Raw genomic sequence first — 15,804 nt, 5'->3', positions numbered from 1 at the left:
AAAGATCGGCATGACTCGCGTGCGGTCGGGTAGCCGCGCGCCCATGGCTCCACCACGCAGAAGCCCAACGAGAAACACCGACCACATATCCGAACCCGCCCCGGGACGCCTCTTCGGGCCCACCCGCCGGTCGCTGCTCGCGGGGGTCGCGGCGCTCGGCGCGCTGGGCGCCGCCGGCTGCACCCGCGTGGCCACCGCGTCCGGCACGGAGGGCGGTGACCTGCTCGACCGGCTGAGGGCCGCCGGTGTCGTGCGCCTGGGTATCGCGGGCGAGATCCCGTTCGGGTACATCGACACGAACGGCGAACTGACCGGCGAGGCGCCCGAGCTGGCCAGGGTGATCTTCAAGCGGCTCGGGGTGGACCGGGTGCAGCCCGTGCCGACCGAGTTCGGCTCACTCATCCCGGGCCTGAACTCCCAGCAGTTCGACGTCGTGGCCGCGGGGATGTACATCAACCCCAAGCGCTGCGAGCAGGTCATCTTCTCCGACCCCGACTACCAGATGCTCGACTCCTTCATCGTGCGCAAGGGCAACCCGCTCGGGCTGCGCGACTACCGGGACGTCGTCGAGAAGAAGGCCAAGTTCGCCACCGGCACCGGCTACGCCGAGATCGAGTACGCCGTGCAGGCGGGCTACGAGGAGAGCGACATCCTGATCGTGCCCGACCAGGTGGCCGGGCTGAACGCCGTCGAGGCCGGGCGCGTGGACGTGTTCGCCGGGACGGCGCTGACCACCCGCGAGGTGGTGAAGAAGTCCGCCAAGGCCGAGGCGACCGACCCGTTCAAGCCGATCGTCGACGGCAAGCCGCATGTCGACGGCGGCGGTTTCGCCTTCCGGCCCACCGAGACCGGGCTGCGGGACGCCTTCAACCGGGAGCTGCGAAAGCTCAAGGAGAGCGGCGAACTGCTGCGCATCCTCAAGCCGTTCGGGTTCACCGAGGAAGAGATGACGGATCTGACCGCGAAGGAGCTGTGCGGCGGATGACCTCGGGACTGTGGGAACTCGTACTTCAGGGCATCTGGGTCACGATCCAGCTGCTCGTCCTCAGCACGCTGCTGGCCACCGCCGTGTCCTTCGCGGTCGGCATGGCGCGCACCCACCGGTTGCGGATCGTCCGCTTCCTCGCGGGCCTCTACACCGAGGTGTTCCGTGGCACCTCGGCGCTGGTGATGATCTTCTGGGTGTTCTTCGTGCTGCCGCCCGCCTTCGGCTGGCAGCTGGTCCCGCTGTGGGCGGGCACCCTGGCGCTGGGTCTGACCTACGGGGCGTACGGCTCCGAGATCGTGCGCGGCGCGCTGAACGCCGTCGACCCGGCGCAGCGGGAGGGCGGGATCGCGCTCAGCTTCACCCCGTGGCAGCGGATGCGGCTGATCCTGCTGCCGCAGGCCGTGCCGGAGATGATCCCGCCGTTCTGCAACCTGCTGATCGAGCTGCTCAAGGGCACCGCGCTGGTGTCGATCATGGGCATGGGTGACCTGGCCTTCAGCGGCAACCTGGTGCGCCTCGCCCTTCAGGAGAGCGCGGAGATCTACACGTACATCCTGCTCATCTACTTCGTGATCGCCTTCCTGCTCACCCGGATGATGCGCGGGCTGGAGAAGAGGCTGAAGGCCGGGGTCGGCAAGGCGCCGCAGCGCAAGGCCCGAACGCCCGAGCCGGCTGTGGTGGAGGGGGTCCGATGAACTGGGACTGGAACGCGGTCACGGACTTCATGCCGCACTTCTGGGACGGTCTGCTGGTCACCCTGCAGATCCTGGTGATCGGCTCGCTGATCTCCTTCGTCCTGGGTCTGGTGTGGGCCCTGCTGATGCGGGTGCCGAGCCGCTGGGTGACCTGGCCCGTCGGCGTGGTCACCGAGTTCGTCCGGAACACCCCGCTGCTTGTGCAGCTGTTCTTCCTGTTCTACGTGCTGCCCGAGTGGGGCGTGACGGCCTCGGCCCTGACCACCGGTGTGATCGGCATCGGTCTGCACTACTCGACGTACACGATGCAGGTCTACCGGGCCGGCATCGAGGCGGTGCCCGTCGGCCAGTGGGAGGCCGCGACGGCGCTGAACCTGCCGCTGAGGCGGACCTGGACGGCGGTGATCCTGCCGCAGGCGGTCCGCCGGGTGGTGCCCGCCCTCGGCAACTACGTGATCTCCATGCTGAAGGACACACCGATGCTGATGGCGATCACGGTGCTGGAGATGCTCGGCGAGGCCCGGCTGTTCTCCCAGGAGACCTTCCGCTTCACCGAGCCCCTGACGGTGATCGGCGTGGCCTTCATCGTCATTTCCTATCTGGCCTCCCTTGTTCTGCGAGCCCTGGAGCGACGCCTTGCCCACTGAGACCCTCCCCAACCCGGAGAAGAACCCCGCCACGAACAAGACCGCCGAGCTGATCCGGCTGGAGCAGGTGAGCAAGCGGTTCGGCGACAACCTCGTCCTCGACCACCTCGACTTCTCCGTCGACGCGGGTCGGCACGTCACGCTGATCGGGCCGTCCGGGTCGGGCAAGACGACGATCCTGCGGATGCTGATGACCTTGACCAAGCCCGACGAGGGCACGATCACCGTCGACGGGGACAAGCTCTTCCCGGCGCCGGAGAAGCAGATCCGGGAGATCCGCAAGAAGATCGGGATGGTCTTCCAGCAGTTCAACCTGTTCCCGAACATGTCCGTGCTCCGCAACGTCACCGAGGCGCCGGTCACCGTGCTCGGCCTGTCGAAGGACGAGGCGGAGGCGCGCGCCCGGGAGTTGCTGGACCTGGTGGGCCTCGCCGACAAGTGCGACGCGAAGCCGTCGCAGCTCTCCGGCGGGCAGCAGCAGCGGGTGGCGATCGCGCGGGCGCTGGCGATGCGCCCGCAGGTGCTGCTCCTCGACGAGGTGACGTCCGCGCTGGACCCGGAGCTGGTCGCGGGCGTCCTGGACGTGCTGCGGGACATCGCGCGCAGCACCGACATCACGATGCTCTGCGTGACCCATGAGATGAACTTCGCGAGGGACATCTCCGACCAGGTCCTGATGTTCGACTCGGGGCGGGTCATCGAGTCGGGCCCGCCGGAGAAGATCTTCGGAGACGCCGAGCACGAGCGGACGCGGGAGTTCCTGAGCGCGGTGCTGTGATTTTTTCCGGTCCGTCACACTACCCGCCGGTACCGTCACCCGAGGTCGGGGCGGCGGGGCATTCCGTAGGCATATGCCAAGTGGCTACGCCCCTGCTGGGAGGGTCGTCATCTCGTCAACTGCCGCTCACTACCGGCCTCCTGCCGGTTATCGTGGAGAGCCAGAGCAGGCCCAGGACGGAAGTGAGCGAGCGCAGGGGGAGACCGTGGCGCTGAAGCACGAGCCGACCGTGCCGTACCACTCGGCGCAGGACGCGCTGCGCGTTCTGGAGACGGTGGCACGGCACTCCGCCGGAGTCACCGTCACCGGGATCGCCCGCCGAACGGGCCTGCGCGCGGAGCGGCTGACGGTACTGCTGCGGATGCTGCGCCGCGAGGGGTACGTCGACCAGGACACCGACGGGGCGTACGTCACCGGCGCGGCGCTCGCCCGCCTCGGCTCCGCGCACCACCACGACGAGGCCCTGCGCGAGCAGCTCCAGCGCACCCTGGACCGGCTGCGGGACTCCGTCGGCGCCGCCGTCTACATCAGCCGCTACGTCGACGGCGAGGTCCGGGTCACCCAGTACGCGGCCGGCCCGGCCACCCCGGCGGTCAACGAGTGGGTCGACTTCCGCTTCTCGGCGCACGCCACGGCGGTCGGCAAGAGCCTGCTCGGCCAGCTGGACCACAACGGCCGCCGCGACCACCTCGCCCGGCACAAGATGGCCCGCCTCACGTCGCGCACGATCACCAGCGACAAGGTGCTGCTCTCCCGGCTGGAGGCCCAGCCGCCCACGGTGCCGGTGCTCGACCTCCAGGAGTACGCGATCGGCACGGTCTGCGCGGCCGTCCCGATCACCGCCGGCTCCGCGGTGGGCTGCCTGGCCCTGTCGCTCCCGGTCGAGCACGCCCACCGGCTGCGCCAGGCGGCCGACACACTGAACCGCAACGCGGCCCCGGTACTGCTCTCCCTGGCGCTCTAGGGTCCGCCCCGGATCCCTCGGGCGGTGGTCAGGAGCACCCGCGCGGACCGGGTACTATTTTCTACGTCGTCGGCCGCGGTACGCGGACGGCGGGAGTCATGCGCCGCTAGCTCAGTTGGTTAGAGCAGCTGACTCTTAATCAGCGGGTCCGGGGTTCGAGTCCCTGGCGGCGCACAACGAAGGAGCCCCTCGCGGCAAGCGAGGGGCTCCTTCGCGTGTCCGGCCCACTCAGAACGTGACATCCGAGCAGGCGTAGAACGCGTTGGCCGTGTCCGCGATCGTCCACACCGCGACGATGACGTGCCGGCCGCTGAGCCCGGACGGCAGGGTGCCACTGTGCGAGAGGGTCTGCGGCGGACGCTGGCCGTTGTACGGGACCGTGAGGAACGGGGTCAGGTTGAGGTCGGACCGGGCCAGGTTGTGGTTCTGGTTCCAGCCCGGCTTGGTGACGTAGTACTTGAAGTCGGTCGTGGAGTGCATGGCGGTGAACTGCCAGCGGAACGAGTAGCTCTGGCCGCCGTTCACCTTGGTCGCCGGCCACGCGCCGCCCGACGGGGTGCGCGGGCTGTCGAGCTGACCGAAGGGCGTGTTGTTGCCGGAGCAGATCCGCCCGTCGGCCGGCCCGGAGGAGGGGAAGCCCTTCGGACCCTCGACGCTCTGCGGCTCCCACTGGATGTTGCCGCAGTTGGTCACCGTGCCGTTCTGACACAGCTTCTGCCGACTGATGGGCAGGTCGGTGTAGCCGTGCCCGCTGGCTCCGCCGGAGGAGAGCACCAGGGCACCGGTGGTCGCCATACCCACCATCACGGCGGACAACTTGGTCTTTCTGCGCATACTGCCGCTCCTGGAGAACGTGGGGGAAGTTCACTGAGCTTGCAGGTCTAGACCAAGCATGAGTTTATTGCCGTGAGTTGAACATGTCCATACCAATCACGGACCGGTTTCTCCCCGGCCCGCGCAGAACGCCACCGTCAAGTCCTTGACGAGCACCTTGCGTTCGTTGTCGTCCAGCGCCACGAGCCCTCGCATGGTCAGCCGGGTCACGGTGTCCTCCACCGAGTCCACCACCGAGGTCAGCACGCTGTTCCGGTGCTGGGCGTCCAGGGCGGCGATCCGGCGGCGGTGCATCGCGGCGGCGACCTCGGGGGCGTACTCGACCCGCACCGGTTGCACCGAGAACACCTCAAGGCCCACCGGCGTCGAGTCCGCCGCCACCAGCCGGGTCAGCGCGTCGGCCGCCGCGTCCACCGCGGGCTTCGCCGCGCCCGGCATCTCCACCGGCACCCGCGCCAGCGCCGCCTCCACGCACACCCGCAGATACGACTCGTGGTCCTCCACCGCCAGCACCGCCCGCGCGGTGTCCCGCACCCGCCACACCACCAGGACCACGACCCGCAGCGCGACCCCGCTCCCGTCGGCCGCCGGCATCGGCTCACTGCGCCAGTGCCGCAGCCGTACGTCGACCCGGCGGCGCAGCAGCAGTGGGTTCACCCACATCAGACCGGTCCGCCGGACAGTCCCCCGGTAGCGGCCGAACATCCCCAGCACCCAGGCCCGCCCGGTCCGCCCCCGCGCCAGCCCGCCGAACCCGAAGAGTCCCAGCGCCCCGGCCCCGGCGTACGCCGCCCACTGCGCCGGACCGGGACCGGCGCCCGCCGAGGCCGGCAGCCCCAGCGCCGTGGCCACGACCGGCGGCATCGCACCCGCCCACCATGAGGTGAGGGCGCCCCCGGCCGCCCCCGTGGCCCCGGCGAGCACCCCCACCGTCGCGGGCAGCACCCGCGCGGGCCGTTCGACCAGATCGGGGTCGACCTGGGGCACCGGACGGGCCCGCGCCGGCACCGGACGGCGCAGCCGCGGCTGCTCGCCCGTGCCCTGCCGGCGGTTCACCACGGCCGGCCGCAGCTGCACGGACACCGGGTCCGGGTCGTCACGGAACAGCAGATGGACGGGGATCTCGGTGGTCGCCTCGTTGTGGATCACCCGGGTGGACCGGGCCGGAGGCGGCGGGGTCTGCTCGGCTCCCCCAGGGTCGGGTGCCTGGGGAGTGGTCGTGGTCATGCGTGTCTCCAGCCTCCGCGCCAGATGCGTTCGTGGGGGGAACAGCAGGTCAGGAGAAGAGCCGGCGCCAGGTCTCGGGCCCCGGGTAGCCGTCCGCGGCACCGCCCCGCCAGCCCTGGGTGCGCTGGAAGGCCTCGACCGCTCGCCGGTCCGCCTCGCTCCAGCGCGGGCCCGGCCCGTTCGGGTAGTGCCTGCCGAACCCCTTCTTCACCAGCTGTCTGCCGAGCCGGGTGACGTGCGGGTTGTCGGCGCCGGGCCGGAACACCGCCCGGCCCGGATAGCCGGGCACCCCGTGCGAGGCGGGCGCCTGGGCCCCGGCGTGGGGTGCGGCGGCCTGCTTGCCGCCCCGCCTCGGGTCGGTCCAGGGCAGTGCCGGGGTCTGGGACGGCGTCGCGGGCGGGGTCTCGGGAGGAGTCACGGGCGGGGTCTCCGGTGGGGTCGCGGGCGGGGTCTCCACCACGCCCTTGTAGCGATACGGGACGTACCGGGCGGAGTTGCTCCAGTAGGCGTACGGGGTCACGGCCCTGCGGGCGTGCGGGCGGGTCGACTCGTAGGCGATGTAGGACGTCCGGGTGTGGTCGGTCCAGCCGCCGAAGAGGACGACGTGCGAGCCGTTCTCCGGGTTGTCGGGGTTGTGGAACAGCAGCATGTCGCCGGGCTGGAGTTCCGCCTTGGCGATACGGGTGCCGAAGGTGTGGAGCGAGCCCGTCCATTCGTTCTGCGGCAGGCCCCAGGCCATCGAGACATAGCCCGAGCAGTCCTGCCGGTAGCCGTCCGACCAGTAGGAGGTCATGCTGTACGGCACCTTCGCGTCGACCCATTTCTGGGCCCGCCTGATGATCTCCTCGCGGGTCGCCTCGGGCGTCTTCCCGGCGTCCGACGGTTTGCCCGGCGTCCCGGCCGGACCGTGCAGCGGAGCCGTGCCGCCCTGGGGGGTCTCAGGCTCCTCGTCTGCGGGAACGCCGGGCCGCAGGGGGGCGTGGGCGGCCGCGAGGGCGGGCGCTGTTTGGCCGACGCCGAGGGCCGCGGAGGTCAGCGCGGCAAGGGCGAGGGCGCGTCGGGCGGCGGGATGGGCGGAGGGGCGGTGCGGGGTGGAGTGCGGAAGGACGCGGCGCCAGTGGGCGCATCCGGGGCAGTCACAGTCGCTCACGGGATCGATTTCCTCGAAGACCGGAGTCTCCATGCGATTCCCCTCACACTCCTGGCGAGAACTTCCGGGCCTATGCACGTTGATCAGTTTCACAACTGTCTTCCGGGCGCGCATGTTGACGGTCCGAATGATGTACATCCCCCGGGCCCCCATCCCAGGCCCCCATCCCGGGCCCGTCCGGCCCCTCTCCGGTGGTCGGGAGCACCCCGGGAGGTCATGTAGAGTTAATGACGTCAGCAGGCGCCGCTAGCTCAGTTGGTTAGAGCAGCTGACTCTTAATCAGCGGGTCCGGGGTTCGAGTCCCTGGCGGCGCACCGACAGCGAGGCCCCTCACAGTGGTGAGGGGCCTTTTGCATGGGCGGAGGAGGGTCCTCCCCGGTTATGGCCGGTTACCCTCTGGCCATGGCAGCGCGTGACCTCCAGGAACGGATCAAGAAACTCATCGTCGACCGCCGGCTGGCCTCCGGGGCACCGCTGCCGACCGAGCCCGAGCTGATGACGTTCCTCGGCGCGAGCCGGAACTCGGTCCGGGAGGCGCTGAAGGCGCTCCAGGCCATGGGGATCGTCGAGATACGGCACGGCTTCGGCACCTATGTCGGCCGGATGTCCCTCGCACCGATGATCGAGGGCCTCGCCTTCCGCACGGTCGCCGGGCACCACCGGGGCGAGGACAGCCTGCGCCAGCTCCTCGATCTTCGGGAGGCGATGGAGACGGGACTGGTGTCCCGGCTCGCGGGGCGGCTCCCGCAGTCCGACCTCGCCGAGCTGGAAGCGCTCGTGGACGGCATGGACCAGCGGGCCGCGCGGGGGGCCGGCCTCGCCGCGACCGACCGGACTTTTCACGCCACCCTCTACCGGGGGCTGGACAACGTGCTCCTGAGCGAGGTGCTGGAGGCGTTCTGGGACGCCTTCCACCGGGTGAGCAGGGACCTCGTCGAGGTGCCGCAGGATCCGCGGATCACCTGCCGGCAGCACCGGGAGATCCTGGACGCGGTGCGCTCCGGTGACTCGCTCCGCGCCGAGCAGGCCATCAGGGACCACTTCCGCCACCTTCGTACACGACTGCACTCAAGCGCCCCAGCCGACGCCAACTTGCGTCCGAATGAGCCCGTATAACGGGTAAATACCGTGTATCCCATCTTGCGATCATGCGGAACGGCGTAGAACCCTGGTCCCAAGAGGCTGCGTATACACGCCAATTGGGGGGACAGGAACCGGTTGCCGGTGTTGCGGGGAGAGGGGCCCCGTTCATAAGGCGATGCCGAGGGGGGCATCACGCGACCGGACGCGCGCCTGTGACGGCCGAGGGGGGCCGGAGCGGGTGAAGGGACCGACAGACACGCGGTGCCGACCCGCGTGTGGGGGGATGACTCATGACGTCGACGCCGACGGGCGCCCGGCAGAACTCCGACCCGTCACAGACCACCCGGCTCCGGGCGGGTTCGCACCGGACCGGCCACACGGGAACGTTCCGCCGGCTCAGGAAGACCCTGCCGCGGTACGACTACGAGCACTACAGCCGGCTGGCCGGCCCCCTCACCGAACCCGATCCGAGCAGGCCGTACCGGGTGAGGTACCGCTCGCTGATCTCCCAGGAGCCGCACCGCGTCCGGGTGGCCCTGATGCTGACGGCCGCTCCCCTGCTCTCGCTGGTCCTGCTGGTCTGGCTGCTGCAACCGGCGCACTGGACGGAACGCGACCACCCGGCGTACGCCTTCCTGCCCGCGCTGGACGTCGTGATGCTGGTGGCGATCGGTCTGATCGAGTTCTTCCGCTGCATGAACGTGCTGTCCAACGCGCACGCCACGCTGGTCGCCCGTGACCCGGTCCCGGTGGTGCCGGAGGCCGGCACGAGAGTCGCCTTCCTCACCTCCTTCGTGCCCGGCAAGGAACCACTGGAGATGGTGACCAGGACCCTGGAGGCGGCGGTGCGCATCCGCCACCGGGGCCTCGTGCACGTCTGGCTGCTCGACGAGGGCGACGACCCCGAGGTCAAGGAGGTCTGCGCCCGACTCGGCGTGCACCACTTCTCCCGCAAGGGCGTCGCGAGGTGGAACCAGGCCGAGGGCCCGCACCGGGCGAGGACCAAGCACGGCAACTACAACGCCTGGCTCGACGCGCACGGCGACGCCTACGACTTCTTCGCGTCCGTGGACACCGACCACGTACCGCTGCCGAACTACCTGGAGCGGATGCTCGGCTTCTTCCGCGACCCCGACATCGGCTTCGTGATCGGCCCACAGGTCTACGGCAACTACGACACCTTCGTCACCAAGGCCGCCGAGTCGCAGCAGTTCCTCTTCCACGCGCTGATCCAGCGGGCCGGCAACCGCTACGGCGCCCCGATGTTCGTCGGCACCTCCAACGCCGTACGGATCAAGGCGCTGAAGCAGATCGGCGGCCTGTACGACTCGATCACCGAGGACATGGCGACCGGCTTCGAGATCCACCGCCACCGCAACCCCGTCACCGGCAGGAAGTGGCGCTCGGTCTACACCCCGGACGTGCTCGCGGTCGGTGAGGGACCGAGCGCCTGGACGGACTTCTTCACCCAGCAGATGCGCTGGTCGCGCGGGACCTACGAGACGATCCTCAAGCAGTACTGGAAGGGCTGGTACTCGCTGCCGCCGACCAAGCTCTTCAACTACACGATGATGATCATCTTCTACCCGATGTCGGCCCTGAACTGGATACTCGCGGCGCTGAGCTGCGCGCTGTTCCTGGGGCTCGGCGCCTCGGGCGTGAACATCGACCCGGCGGTCTGGCTGATGCTCTACGGCAACGCCTCCGCCCTCCAGATCGGCCTGTACGTATGGAACCGCCGCCACAACGTCTCGCCGCACGAGCCGGAGGGCTCCGGCGGTGTGGCAGGCATGGTGATGTCCGCGCTGTCGGCGCCGCTGTACGCGAAGGCGCTGGTCGACGCGGCGCTGCGACGCCGGAGCAAGTTCGTGGTCACGCCCAAGGGCGACTCGGCGAGCCCGGACCGGTGGTTCGGGACCTTCCGCTACCACTGGTACTTCATCCTGGTCTTCGGTGCCTCGATCGCCGCCGGCCACCGGTTCGGCCACTCCCACCCGGCGATGGTCGTCTGGGCGTCGTTCGCGATGCTGGTCACCGCGACGCCGGTGTTCGCCTGGCGCTGGGAACTGCGGCAGGCGAGGAAGCGGCCCGCCGTCGCACCCGAACCGCAGGACGCCGTGCCCCCGCCGACCCCGGCCCACGTAGTGCCCGCCCCGACACCCGCGCACGGGGTGCCCGCGGCGACGCCGGCCCACGGGGTGGCCAAATGACCGAGCGTGCCGGCCACCGCCGTGTCCGCCGGTTCGCGATCGGCACGGCGGTGGTCCTCGCGGTGGCCGGGATGAACGGGCCGTGGCTCTACCGGGTCGGCTCCGAGAGGTACCACGAGTACCGGATCGACAGGGCCGGGTACAAAGCGGAGAACGGCCGCTGGGAGATCGTCGAGTTCCCCGAGGAGTACCGCCAGAACACCATTCACGCGGCGCTGCTGCACACCGGCAAGGTGCTGCTGGTGGCGGGCTCGGGCAATGACCAGGACAACTTCGACGCGAAGAAGTTCGACACCCGGCTCTGGGACCCGGTCAAGGGCACCGTGAAGAAGGTCCCCACACCCAACGACCTGTTCTGCACCGGGCATACGCAGCTGGGCAACGGCAACCTGCTGATCGCGGGCGGCACCAAGCGGTACGAGAAGCTCCAGGGCGATGTGAAGAAGGCCGGCGGCCTGATGATCGTCTACAACGAGAACCCGGACAAGCCGATCACCGTGCCCGCGGGCACCCGGTTCACCGGCAAGGAGAACGGCAGGACGTTCGTCTCCAAGGACCCGGTGCTGGTGCCGCGCGCGAAGAAGGTCTTCGACGAGGCGACCGGGCGCTTCCTGCGCAACGACCCCGGATTCGGGCGGATCTACGTCGAGGCCGCGCGAGAAGGCGCCAAGTACGAGACCGGCACCCAGGACAACTACCGCGTCCAGGGGCTGACCGGGCCGGACGCCCGCAACACGTACGGCATCGCGCAGAAACTGGCGCTGGACAAGAAGGACTTCCAGGGGATCCGGGACGCCTACGAGTTCGACCCCGTCGCCGAGAGGTACGTCAAGGTCGATCCGATGAAGGAGGCCCGCTGGTATCCGACGCTCACCACCCTGAGCGACGGGAAGATCCTCAGCGTCTCGGGGCTGGACGACATCGGGCAGCTGGTGCCGGGGAAGAACGAGGTCTTCGACCCCCGGACGAAGGAGTGGAGTCACACCGCGAAGGAGCGGCAGTTCCCCACGTATCCGGCACTGTTCCTGATGCAGAACGGGAAGGTCTTCTACTCCGGGGCGAACGCGGGGTACGGGCCGGACGACGTGGGCCGCAAGCCGGGCGTCTGGGACGTGGCGACCAACAGGTTCACCGAGGTGCCCGGCCTGAGCGACGCGAACATGCTGGAGACCGCGAACACGGTGCTGCTGCCGCCCGCCCAGGACGAGAAGTACATGGTGATCGGGGGCGGCGGGGTCGGGGAGTCCAGGCTGGCCAGCGAGAAGACGCGGATCGTCGATCTGTCGGCCCGCGAGCCGCGCTTCGTCGACGGGCCGTCGCTGGGCACGGGCACCCGCTATCCGCAGGCCTCGCTCCTGCCGGACGACAGCGTGCTGATCGCCGGGGGCTCGCGGGACTATCGCGGGCGCGGTGACTCCGACATCCTTCAGGCGCGGCTCTACGACCCGTCGACCGATGAACTCAGGCGGGTCGCCGACCCGTTGATGGGGCGGAACTATCACTCCGGATCGCTTCTGCTGCCCGACGGGCGGGTGATGTTCTTCGGGTCGGACTCGCTGTTCGGGGACGCGGCGAACACCAAGCCGGGGGAGTTCGAGCAGCGGGTGGAGATCTACACGCCGCCGTACCTGTACCGGGGGGCCCGGCCTTCGTTGAGCGGGGGGCCGCGGACGATCGCGCGTGGGGAGTCGGGGACGTTCACCTCGCGGCAGGCGTCGTCGGTGAAGAACGTGCGGTTGATCCGACCGAGCGCTTCCACGCATGTGACGGACGTGGATCAGCGGTCCGTCGCGCTGGACTTCACCGTGGCCGGGGACGAGGTGACGGTGACGGTGCCGCGGAACAGGAATCTGGTTCCGTCGGGGTGGTACATGCTGTTCGTCACCGACGGGGAAGGGACGCCCAGTCAGGCGCGGTGGGTGAGAGTGCCATAACCCCGCCCCTAGGGGGTGGTGGCTTGCGCCAGTGCCAAGGCGTAGGCCGGCCACCAGGCCCCTGCCTTGGGGCCGCCCTTGCACTCACCGTCCGACTCCCCTGGCCGTTTGATCCAGAGATAGGCGTCCACCGACGGGTCGGCCGTCCTGGTGGTCGGGGTTTCGCCGAGGGCGCGGCCGGGCGGGTTGCACCAGCGTTCGTCCGGATCGCCCTCCGTGTAGGGACCGTTGCCGTTGCGGCTGGTGTCGATGACGAAGTGCTTGCCTCCGACCTTGGCGGACAGGTCCTTGCCGTAGGCGAGGGAGTCCTCGGTGGAGTAGAAGTTGGAGACGTTGACCGAGAAGCCGTCGGCCTCGGCGATGCCCGCCCTGTTCAAGGGGTCGAAGATCTGGTCGGGGTGGCCCCATCCGGCATTGCCCGCGTCGAGGTAGACCTTGGTGCTGCGCAGGGACTTGAGCTTGCCGACGGCGTACGTGAGAAGCGCGTACCGCTCCTCGTGGAACTCCTTCGGGGTGCAGCCGTCCACCAGGTGCAGCAGTGCGTCGGGTTCCAGGATCACCGTCGCGGAGCGGTCGCCGATGCCCTGGGTCACGCCGTCGATCCAGGCCCGGTAGGCGTCGCCGTCGGCGGCGCCGCCGCCCGAGTACTGGCCGCAGTCGCGGTGCGGGATGTTGTAGAGGACGAGCAGGGCCGTACGGTCGGCCTCGGCGGCGGCCTCGGTGAAGCCGCGCGCCTCCTGCTCCGGGTTCTCCGGGCCGATCCACTCACCGGTCGGCTGCTGCGCGATCTTGCGGATCTGGTCCGCCTCGGTCTCTCTGCCGTCCCGCGCGTAGTCGGCGACCTGCTCGGCCGCGTTCCCGTGCGGGTTGACCCAGAACGGCGCGGCTTCCTTGGGCAGTTGGGTGATCCGGGCGTCGTCGCCGCCCTTGTCACCGTCGCCGTCTCCGTCACCGGACGTGCAACTCGCGATCAGCAGTGCCGCCCCCAGCACCACCGCGGTCGCCCGCACTCCGGCCGCCCCCCTGCTGCCGTACATCCAACTCCCCCTTGGGTGCAACGGTCCAGGGCCCAATCCTGACATACGCCGCGTTGTTCCCACGAGGTGGCGAAGGGCCTTGGCCGGGAGCTGTTACAGAGCGGTTCCGGTGAGATACGCCGAGACGACCACGTTCGCCGTGTAGCTGCCGGTGGCGCGGTCGAAGGTGCCACCGCAGGTGATCAGCCGCAGCTCGGCACGCCCCGACTCCCTTGGCCCATAGGCCTGCTGGGCGTCGAAGCGGTCCCGGCTGAGGACCGTGACGTCCTCCACGGTGAACTCGGCGACCTTGCCGTCGTCCCGGACGACCCGGACGGTCTGGCCGGGGCGCAGGGCGCTCAGCCCGTGGAAGACGGCGGGGCGGGTCCTGGTGTCGACATGGCCCACCATCAGCGCGGTGCCCGCCGTGCCCGGCTCGGCGCCCGCCCCGTACCAGCCGACGACGCCCGGCTGGTCGTACGGCGGCGGGTCCACCGCGCCCTGCGCGTCGAGCCCGCGGGCCACGACCGGCGCCTGGACGGCGAGGCCGGGGATGTCCAGGCGCTGGGGCCGCGCGCCGGCCAGGGGCTTGGCGGGGGGCGGCAGGGCGGCGATGGGCGGGCGGCCCGCCGCCGCCATGTCGCCCGTGGCGGGCGCGGTCGTTCCGTGCCGTACGTCGGTCACCTCGCGGCCCCACAGCCACAGCCCGAGCAGCAGCGCCGCCCAGACCATGCCCGTGACCAGCCGTCCCGTGCCGGTGGTTCGTTCCCGGTCGGACATGATCGGTCAACCCGTCCTGCGGCTCCGGCGGCCGCCGAGCACCTTGACGGCGACGCCGGCCGCGCCGGCCAGGACCAGTCCGGTGACCGCGTGCCCCGCGTTGGGTCCGGTCGCCCGGGCGTCCTCGTCCCCGGCTGCGAGGTGCGCGGTGCCGCCGCCGCCCGCCTTGACGGGGGCGATCGGGGAGGCGTGGCCGGACGGGTGCTGAACGCCCGGCGAGGCCGCGGAGCCGTCGGTGAGGGTGAGGGGCGTCGTGATCGACTTGGGCCCGTCCGCGCCGGCGCAGGTGACCTTGACCTCGTAGGACCGCTCCGGCCGGAGCGCGGAGCGGATCCGGGTCTGGCCGGTCAGCGTGCCGCCCAGGCCGCTGAGCCGGGCCTCGGTGACGAACGCGGCCGAGCTGGCGACGCCGGCCTTTCCCGTGCAGCCGGTCACCCGCAGCCCCAGCTCGCCGCCGGGGGCCGGGGTGGCGGGGCTGACCGAGACGCCGCCGTCCGCCGCGTATGCCACCGGAGCGAGGGTCGCGGTGGCCGCCAATACGCCCGTACAGAGAGTGAGTCGCAGTGAACCCATCGTGGTGAACCTCCAGACTCCTGGAGCCTCCCCCGCCCGACCCGCCCCTGCATCCTCAACAGGGGCGGGACTGCTCCGAACGGGTGGGTTTCACCCCGATCCGCCGGGGGCGTGGTTTCAGCGCGGCTAGATGCGGTCCACGAGGTCCGCGATCGAGTCGACGATCTTGGAGGGCCGGTACGGGAAGTCCTCGACCTGCCCGGGGCGGGTCAGGCCGGTCAGCACCAGGAAGGTCTGCATGCCGGCCTCCATGCCCGCCAGCACGTCGGTGTCCATCCGGTCGCCGATCATGGCGCTGGTCTCGGAGTGGGCGCCGATCGCGTTGAGGCCGGTGCGCATCATCAGGGGGTTCGGCTTGCCCGCGAAGTAGGGCTTGCGGCCGGTGGCCTGGGTGATCAGCGCGGCGACGGCGCCGGTCGCGGGGAGCGGGCCCTCGGCGGAGGGGCCGGTCTCGTCCGGGTTGGTGCAGATGAAGCGGGCGCCACCGAGAATGAGCCGTACGGCCTTGGTCATGGCCTCGAAGGAGTACGTCCGGGTCTCACCGAGGACGACGTAGTCCGGCTCGTGGTCGGTGAGGATGTACCCGATGTCGTGCAGCGCGGTGGTCAGGCCCGCCTCGCCGAGCACGTAGGCGGAGCCGCCCGGCCGCTGGTCGTCCAGGAACTTCGCCGTGGCCAGCGCGGACGTCCAGATGTTCTCGATCGGCACGTCCAGGCCCATGCGGCTGAGCCGGGCGTGCAGGTCGCGCGGGGTGTAGATGGAGTTGTTGGTGAGCACCAGGAAGGGCTTGCCGGACTCGCGCAGCTTCTTGATGAAGGCGTCGGCGCCGGGGATCGGGACGCCCTCGTGGATCAGGACCCCGTCCATGTCGGTCAGCCATGAATCGATGGGCTTGCGGTCTGCCATGTGCGTCGATCACTCCTGG

General features: G+C 70.2%; 15 protein-coding genes and 2 tRNA genes. 10 read left to right on the top strand and 7 right to left on the bottom strand.

Features of this window, described 5'->3' with window-relative positions:
* Positions 1-43 precede the first annotated feature (43 nt).
* The 6 genes from ehuB to ACFV6X_RS06485 all read left to right on the top strand — a co-directional run bounded on the left by ehuB (position 44) and on the right by ACFV6X_RS06485 (position 4,246).
* On the top strand, positions 44-985 hold the full coding sequence (gene ehuB / locus ACFV6X_RS06510) for an ectoine/hydroxyectoine ABC transporter substrate-binding protein EhuB (RefSeq protein ID WP_385378516.1): 942 nt from the start codon (positions 44-46) through the stop codon (positions 983-985).
* On the top strand, positions 982-1,683 hold the full coding sequence (gene ehuC, locus ACFV6X_RS06505) for an ectoine/hydroxyectoine ABC transporter permease subunit EhuC (RefSeq protein WP_385378513.1): 702 nt from the start codon (positions 982-984) through the stop codon (positions 1,681-1,683). The genes ehuB and ehuC overlap by 4 nt, the downstream gene beginning before the upstream one ends.
* Positions 1,680-2,330, top strand: a complete 651-nt coding sequence (gene ehuD, locus ACFV6X_RS06500) for an ectoine/hydroxyectoine ABC transporter permease subunit EhuD (RefSeq protein WP_365449927.1) — start codon at positions 1,680-1,682, stop codon at positions 2,328-2,330. The genes ehuC and ehuD overlap by 4 nt, the downstream gene beginning before the upstream one ends.
* Positions 2,320-3,108, top strand: a complete 789-nt coding sequence (gene ehuA, locus ACFV6X_RS06495) for an ectoine/hydroxyectoine ABC transporter ATP-binding protein EhuA (RefSeq protein WP_385378509.1) — start codon at positions 2,320-2,322, stop codon at positions 3,106-3,108. The genes ehuD and ehuA overlap by 11 nt, the downstream gene beginning before the upstream one ends.
* Positions 3,109-3,313: 205 nt before the next feature.
* On the top strand, positions 3,314-4,072 hold the full coding sequence (locus ACFV6X_RS06490) for an IclR family transcriptional regulator (protein ID WP_385378507.1): 759 nt from the start codon (positions 3,314-3,316) through the stop codon (positions 4,070-4,072).
* A gap of 100 nt (positions 4,073-4,172) precedes the next feature.
* Positions 4,173-4,246: transfer RNA gene (locus ACFV6X_RS06485), tRNA-Lys, on the top strand.
* Positions 4,247-4,300: 54 nt separating this feature from the next.
* On the opposite strand, the gene ACFV6X_RS06480 is transcribed toward ACFV6X_RS06485, so the two are convergent.
* The 3 genes from ACFV6X_RS06480 to ACFV6X_RS06470 form a co-directional block, all read right to left on the bottom strand.
* On the bottom strand, positions 4,301-4,906 hold the full coding sequence (locus ACFV6X_RS06480; protein WP_385378504.1) for a lytic polysaccharide monooxygenase: 606 nt from the start codon (positions 4,904-4,906) through the stop codon (positions 4,301-4,303).
* 96 nt (positions 4,907-5,002) lie between these two features.
* Complete coding sequence (locus ACFV6X_RS06475) at positions 5,003-6,133, bottom strand: SPFH domain-containing protein (protein ID WP_385378502.1); 1,131 nt, start codon at positions 6,131-6,133, stop codon at positions 5,003-5,005.
* A 49-nt stretch (positions 6,134-6,182) separates the two neighbouring features.
* Positions 6,183-7,316, bottom strand: coding sequence for a peptidoglycan-binding protein (locus tag ACFV6X_RS06470; RefSeq protein ID WP_385378499.1), 1,134 nt, complete (start codon positions 7,314-7,316; stop codon positions 6,183-6,185).
* A 207-nt stretch (positions 7,317-7,523) separates the two neighbouring features.
* On the opposite strand from ACFV6X_RS06470, the gene ACFV6X_RS06465 reads away from it, so the two are divergent.
* From ACFV6X_RS06465 to ACFV6X_RS06450, 4 genes are all read left to right on the top strand, one after another.
* Positions 7,524-7,597: transfer RNA gene (locus tag ACFV6X_RS06465), tRNA-Lys, on the top strand.
* A gap of 88 nt (positions 7,598-7,685) precedes the next feature.
* Positions 7,686-8,399: a FadR/GntR family transcriptional regulator gene (locus ACFV6X_RS06460; protein ID WP_385378497.1), complete on the top strand. Its 714-nt coding sequence runs from the start codon at positions 7,686-7,688 to the stop codon at positions 8,397-8,399.
* A 257-nt stretch (positions 8,400-8,656) separates the two neighbouring features.
* Positions 8,657-10,576, top strand: a complete 1,920-nt coding sequence (locus ACFV6X_RS06455) for a glycosyltransferase family 2 protein (protein WP_385378494.1) — start codon at positions 8,657-8,659, stop codon at positions 10,574-10,576.
* Entirely contained in the window at positions 10,573-12,510 is a 1,938-nt protein-coding gene (locus ACFV6X_RS06450) for a galactose oxidase-like domain-containing protein (RefSeq protein WP_385378491.1), read from the top strand. The genes ACFV6X_RS06455 and ACFV6X_RS06450 overlap by 4 nt, the downstream gene beginning before the upstream one ends.
* Before the next feature lie 8 nt (positions 12,511-12,518).
* Here ACFV6X_RS06450 and ACFV6X_RS06445 read toward each other — a convergent pair whose 3' ends face one another.
* From ACFV6X_RS06445 to ACFV6X_RS06430, 4 genes are all read right to left on the bottom strand, one after another.
* Complete coding sequence (locus ACFV6X_RS06445) at positions 12,519-13,547, bottom strand: glycoside hydrolase family 6 protein (RefSeq protein ID WP_385378488.1); 1,029 nt, start codon at positions 13,545-13,547, stop codon at positions 12,519-12,521.
* A gap of 93 nt (positions 13,548-13,640) precedes the next feature.
* Positions 13,641-14,306: a class F sortase gene (locus tag ACFV6X_RS06440; RefSeq protein ID WP_385378485.1), complete on the bottom strand. Its 666-nt coding sequence runs from the start codon at positions 14,304-14,306 to the stop codon at positions 13,641-13,643.
* Between the two features lie 6 nt (positions 14,307-14,312).
* On the bottom strand, positions 14,313-14,816 hold the full coding sequence (locus ACFV6X_RS06435; RefSeq protein WP_385378483.1) for a hypothetical protein: 504 nt from the start codon (positions 14,814-14,816) through the stop codon (positions 14,313-14,315).
* Positions 14,817-15,005: 189 nt separating this feature from the next.
* Positions 15,006-15,785 carry an HAD-IIA family hydrolase gene (locus ACFV6X_RS06430; protein WP_365449903.1) on the bottom strand — a complete coding sequence of 260 codons (780 nt, stop codon included), beginning with the start codon at positions 15,783-15,785 and terminating at the stop codon, positions 15,006-15,008.
* Positions 15,786-15,804: the final 19 nt, after the last annotated feature.

Origin of the sequence: Streptomyces sp. NPDC059861, from assembly GCF_042731435.1 — a bacterium.
Lineage (GTDB): Bacteria > Actinomycetota > Actinomycetes > Streptomycetales > Streptomycetaceae > Streptomyces.
This window is presented reverse-complemented; position numbering and strand designations above follow the sequence as displayed.

What these genes read in the sequence shown, in the direction of transcription:
- ehuB (WP_385378516.1), top strand. Translation starts at nt 44, where the DNA reads ATGGCTCCACCACGCAGAAGCCCAACGAGAAACACCGACCACATATCC.
- ehuC (WP_385378513.1), top strand. Translation starts at nt 982, where the DNA reads ATGACCTCGGGACTGTGGGAACTCGTACTTCAGGGCATCTGGGTCACG.
- ehuD (WP_365449927.1), top strand. Translation starts at nt 1,680, where the DNA reads ATGAACTGGGACTGGAACGCGGTCACGGACTTCATGCCGCACTTCTGG.
- ACFV6X_RS06480 (WP_385378504.1), bottom strand. Translation starts at nt 4,906, where the DNA reads ATGCGCAGAAAGACCAAGTTGTCCGCCGTGATGGTGGGTATGGCGACC.
- ACFV6X_RS06475 (WP_385378502.1), bottom strand. Translation starts at nt 6,133, where the DNA reads ATGACCACGACCACTCCCCAGGCACCCGACCCTGGGGGAGCCGAGCAG.
- ACFV6X_RS06470 (WP_385378499.1), bottom strand. Translation starts at nt 7,316, where the DNA reads ATGGAGACTCCGGTCTTCGAGGAAATCGATCCCGTGAGCGACTGTGAC.
- ACFV6X_RS06460 (WP_385378497.1), top strand. Translation starts at nt 7,686, where the DNA reads ATGGCAGCGCGTGACCTCCAGGAACGGATCAAGAAACTCATCGTCGAC.
- ACFV6X_RS06455 (WP_385378494.1), top strand. Translation starts at nt 8,657, where the DNA reads ATGACGTCGACGCCGACGGGCGCCCGGCAGAACTCCGACCCGTCACAG.
- ACFV6X_RS06450 (WP_385378491.1), top strand. Translation starts at nt 10,573, where the DNA reads ATGACCGAGCGTGCCGGCCACCGCCGTGTCCGCCGGTTCGCGATCGGC.
- ACFV6X_RS06445 (WP_385378488.1), bottom strand. Translation starts at nt 13,547, where the DNA reads ATGTACGGCAGCAGGGGGGCGGCCGGAGTGCGGGCGACCGCGGTGGTG.
- ACFV6X_RS06440 (WP_385378485.1), bottom strand. Translation starts at nt 14,306, where the DNA reads ATGTCCGACCGGGAACGAACCACCGGCACGGGACGGCTGGTCACGGGC.
- ACFV6X_RS06430 (WP_365449903.1), bottom strand. Translation starts at nt 15,785, where the DNA reads ATGGCAGACCGCAAGCCCATCGATTCATGGCTGACCGACATGGACGGG.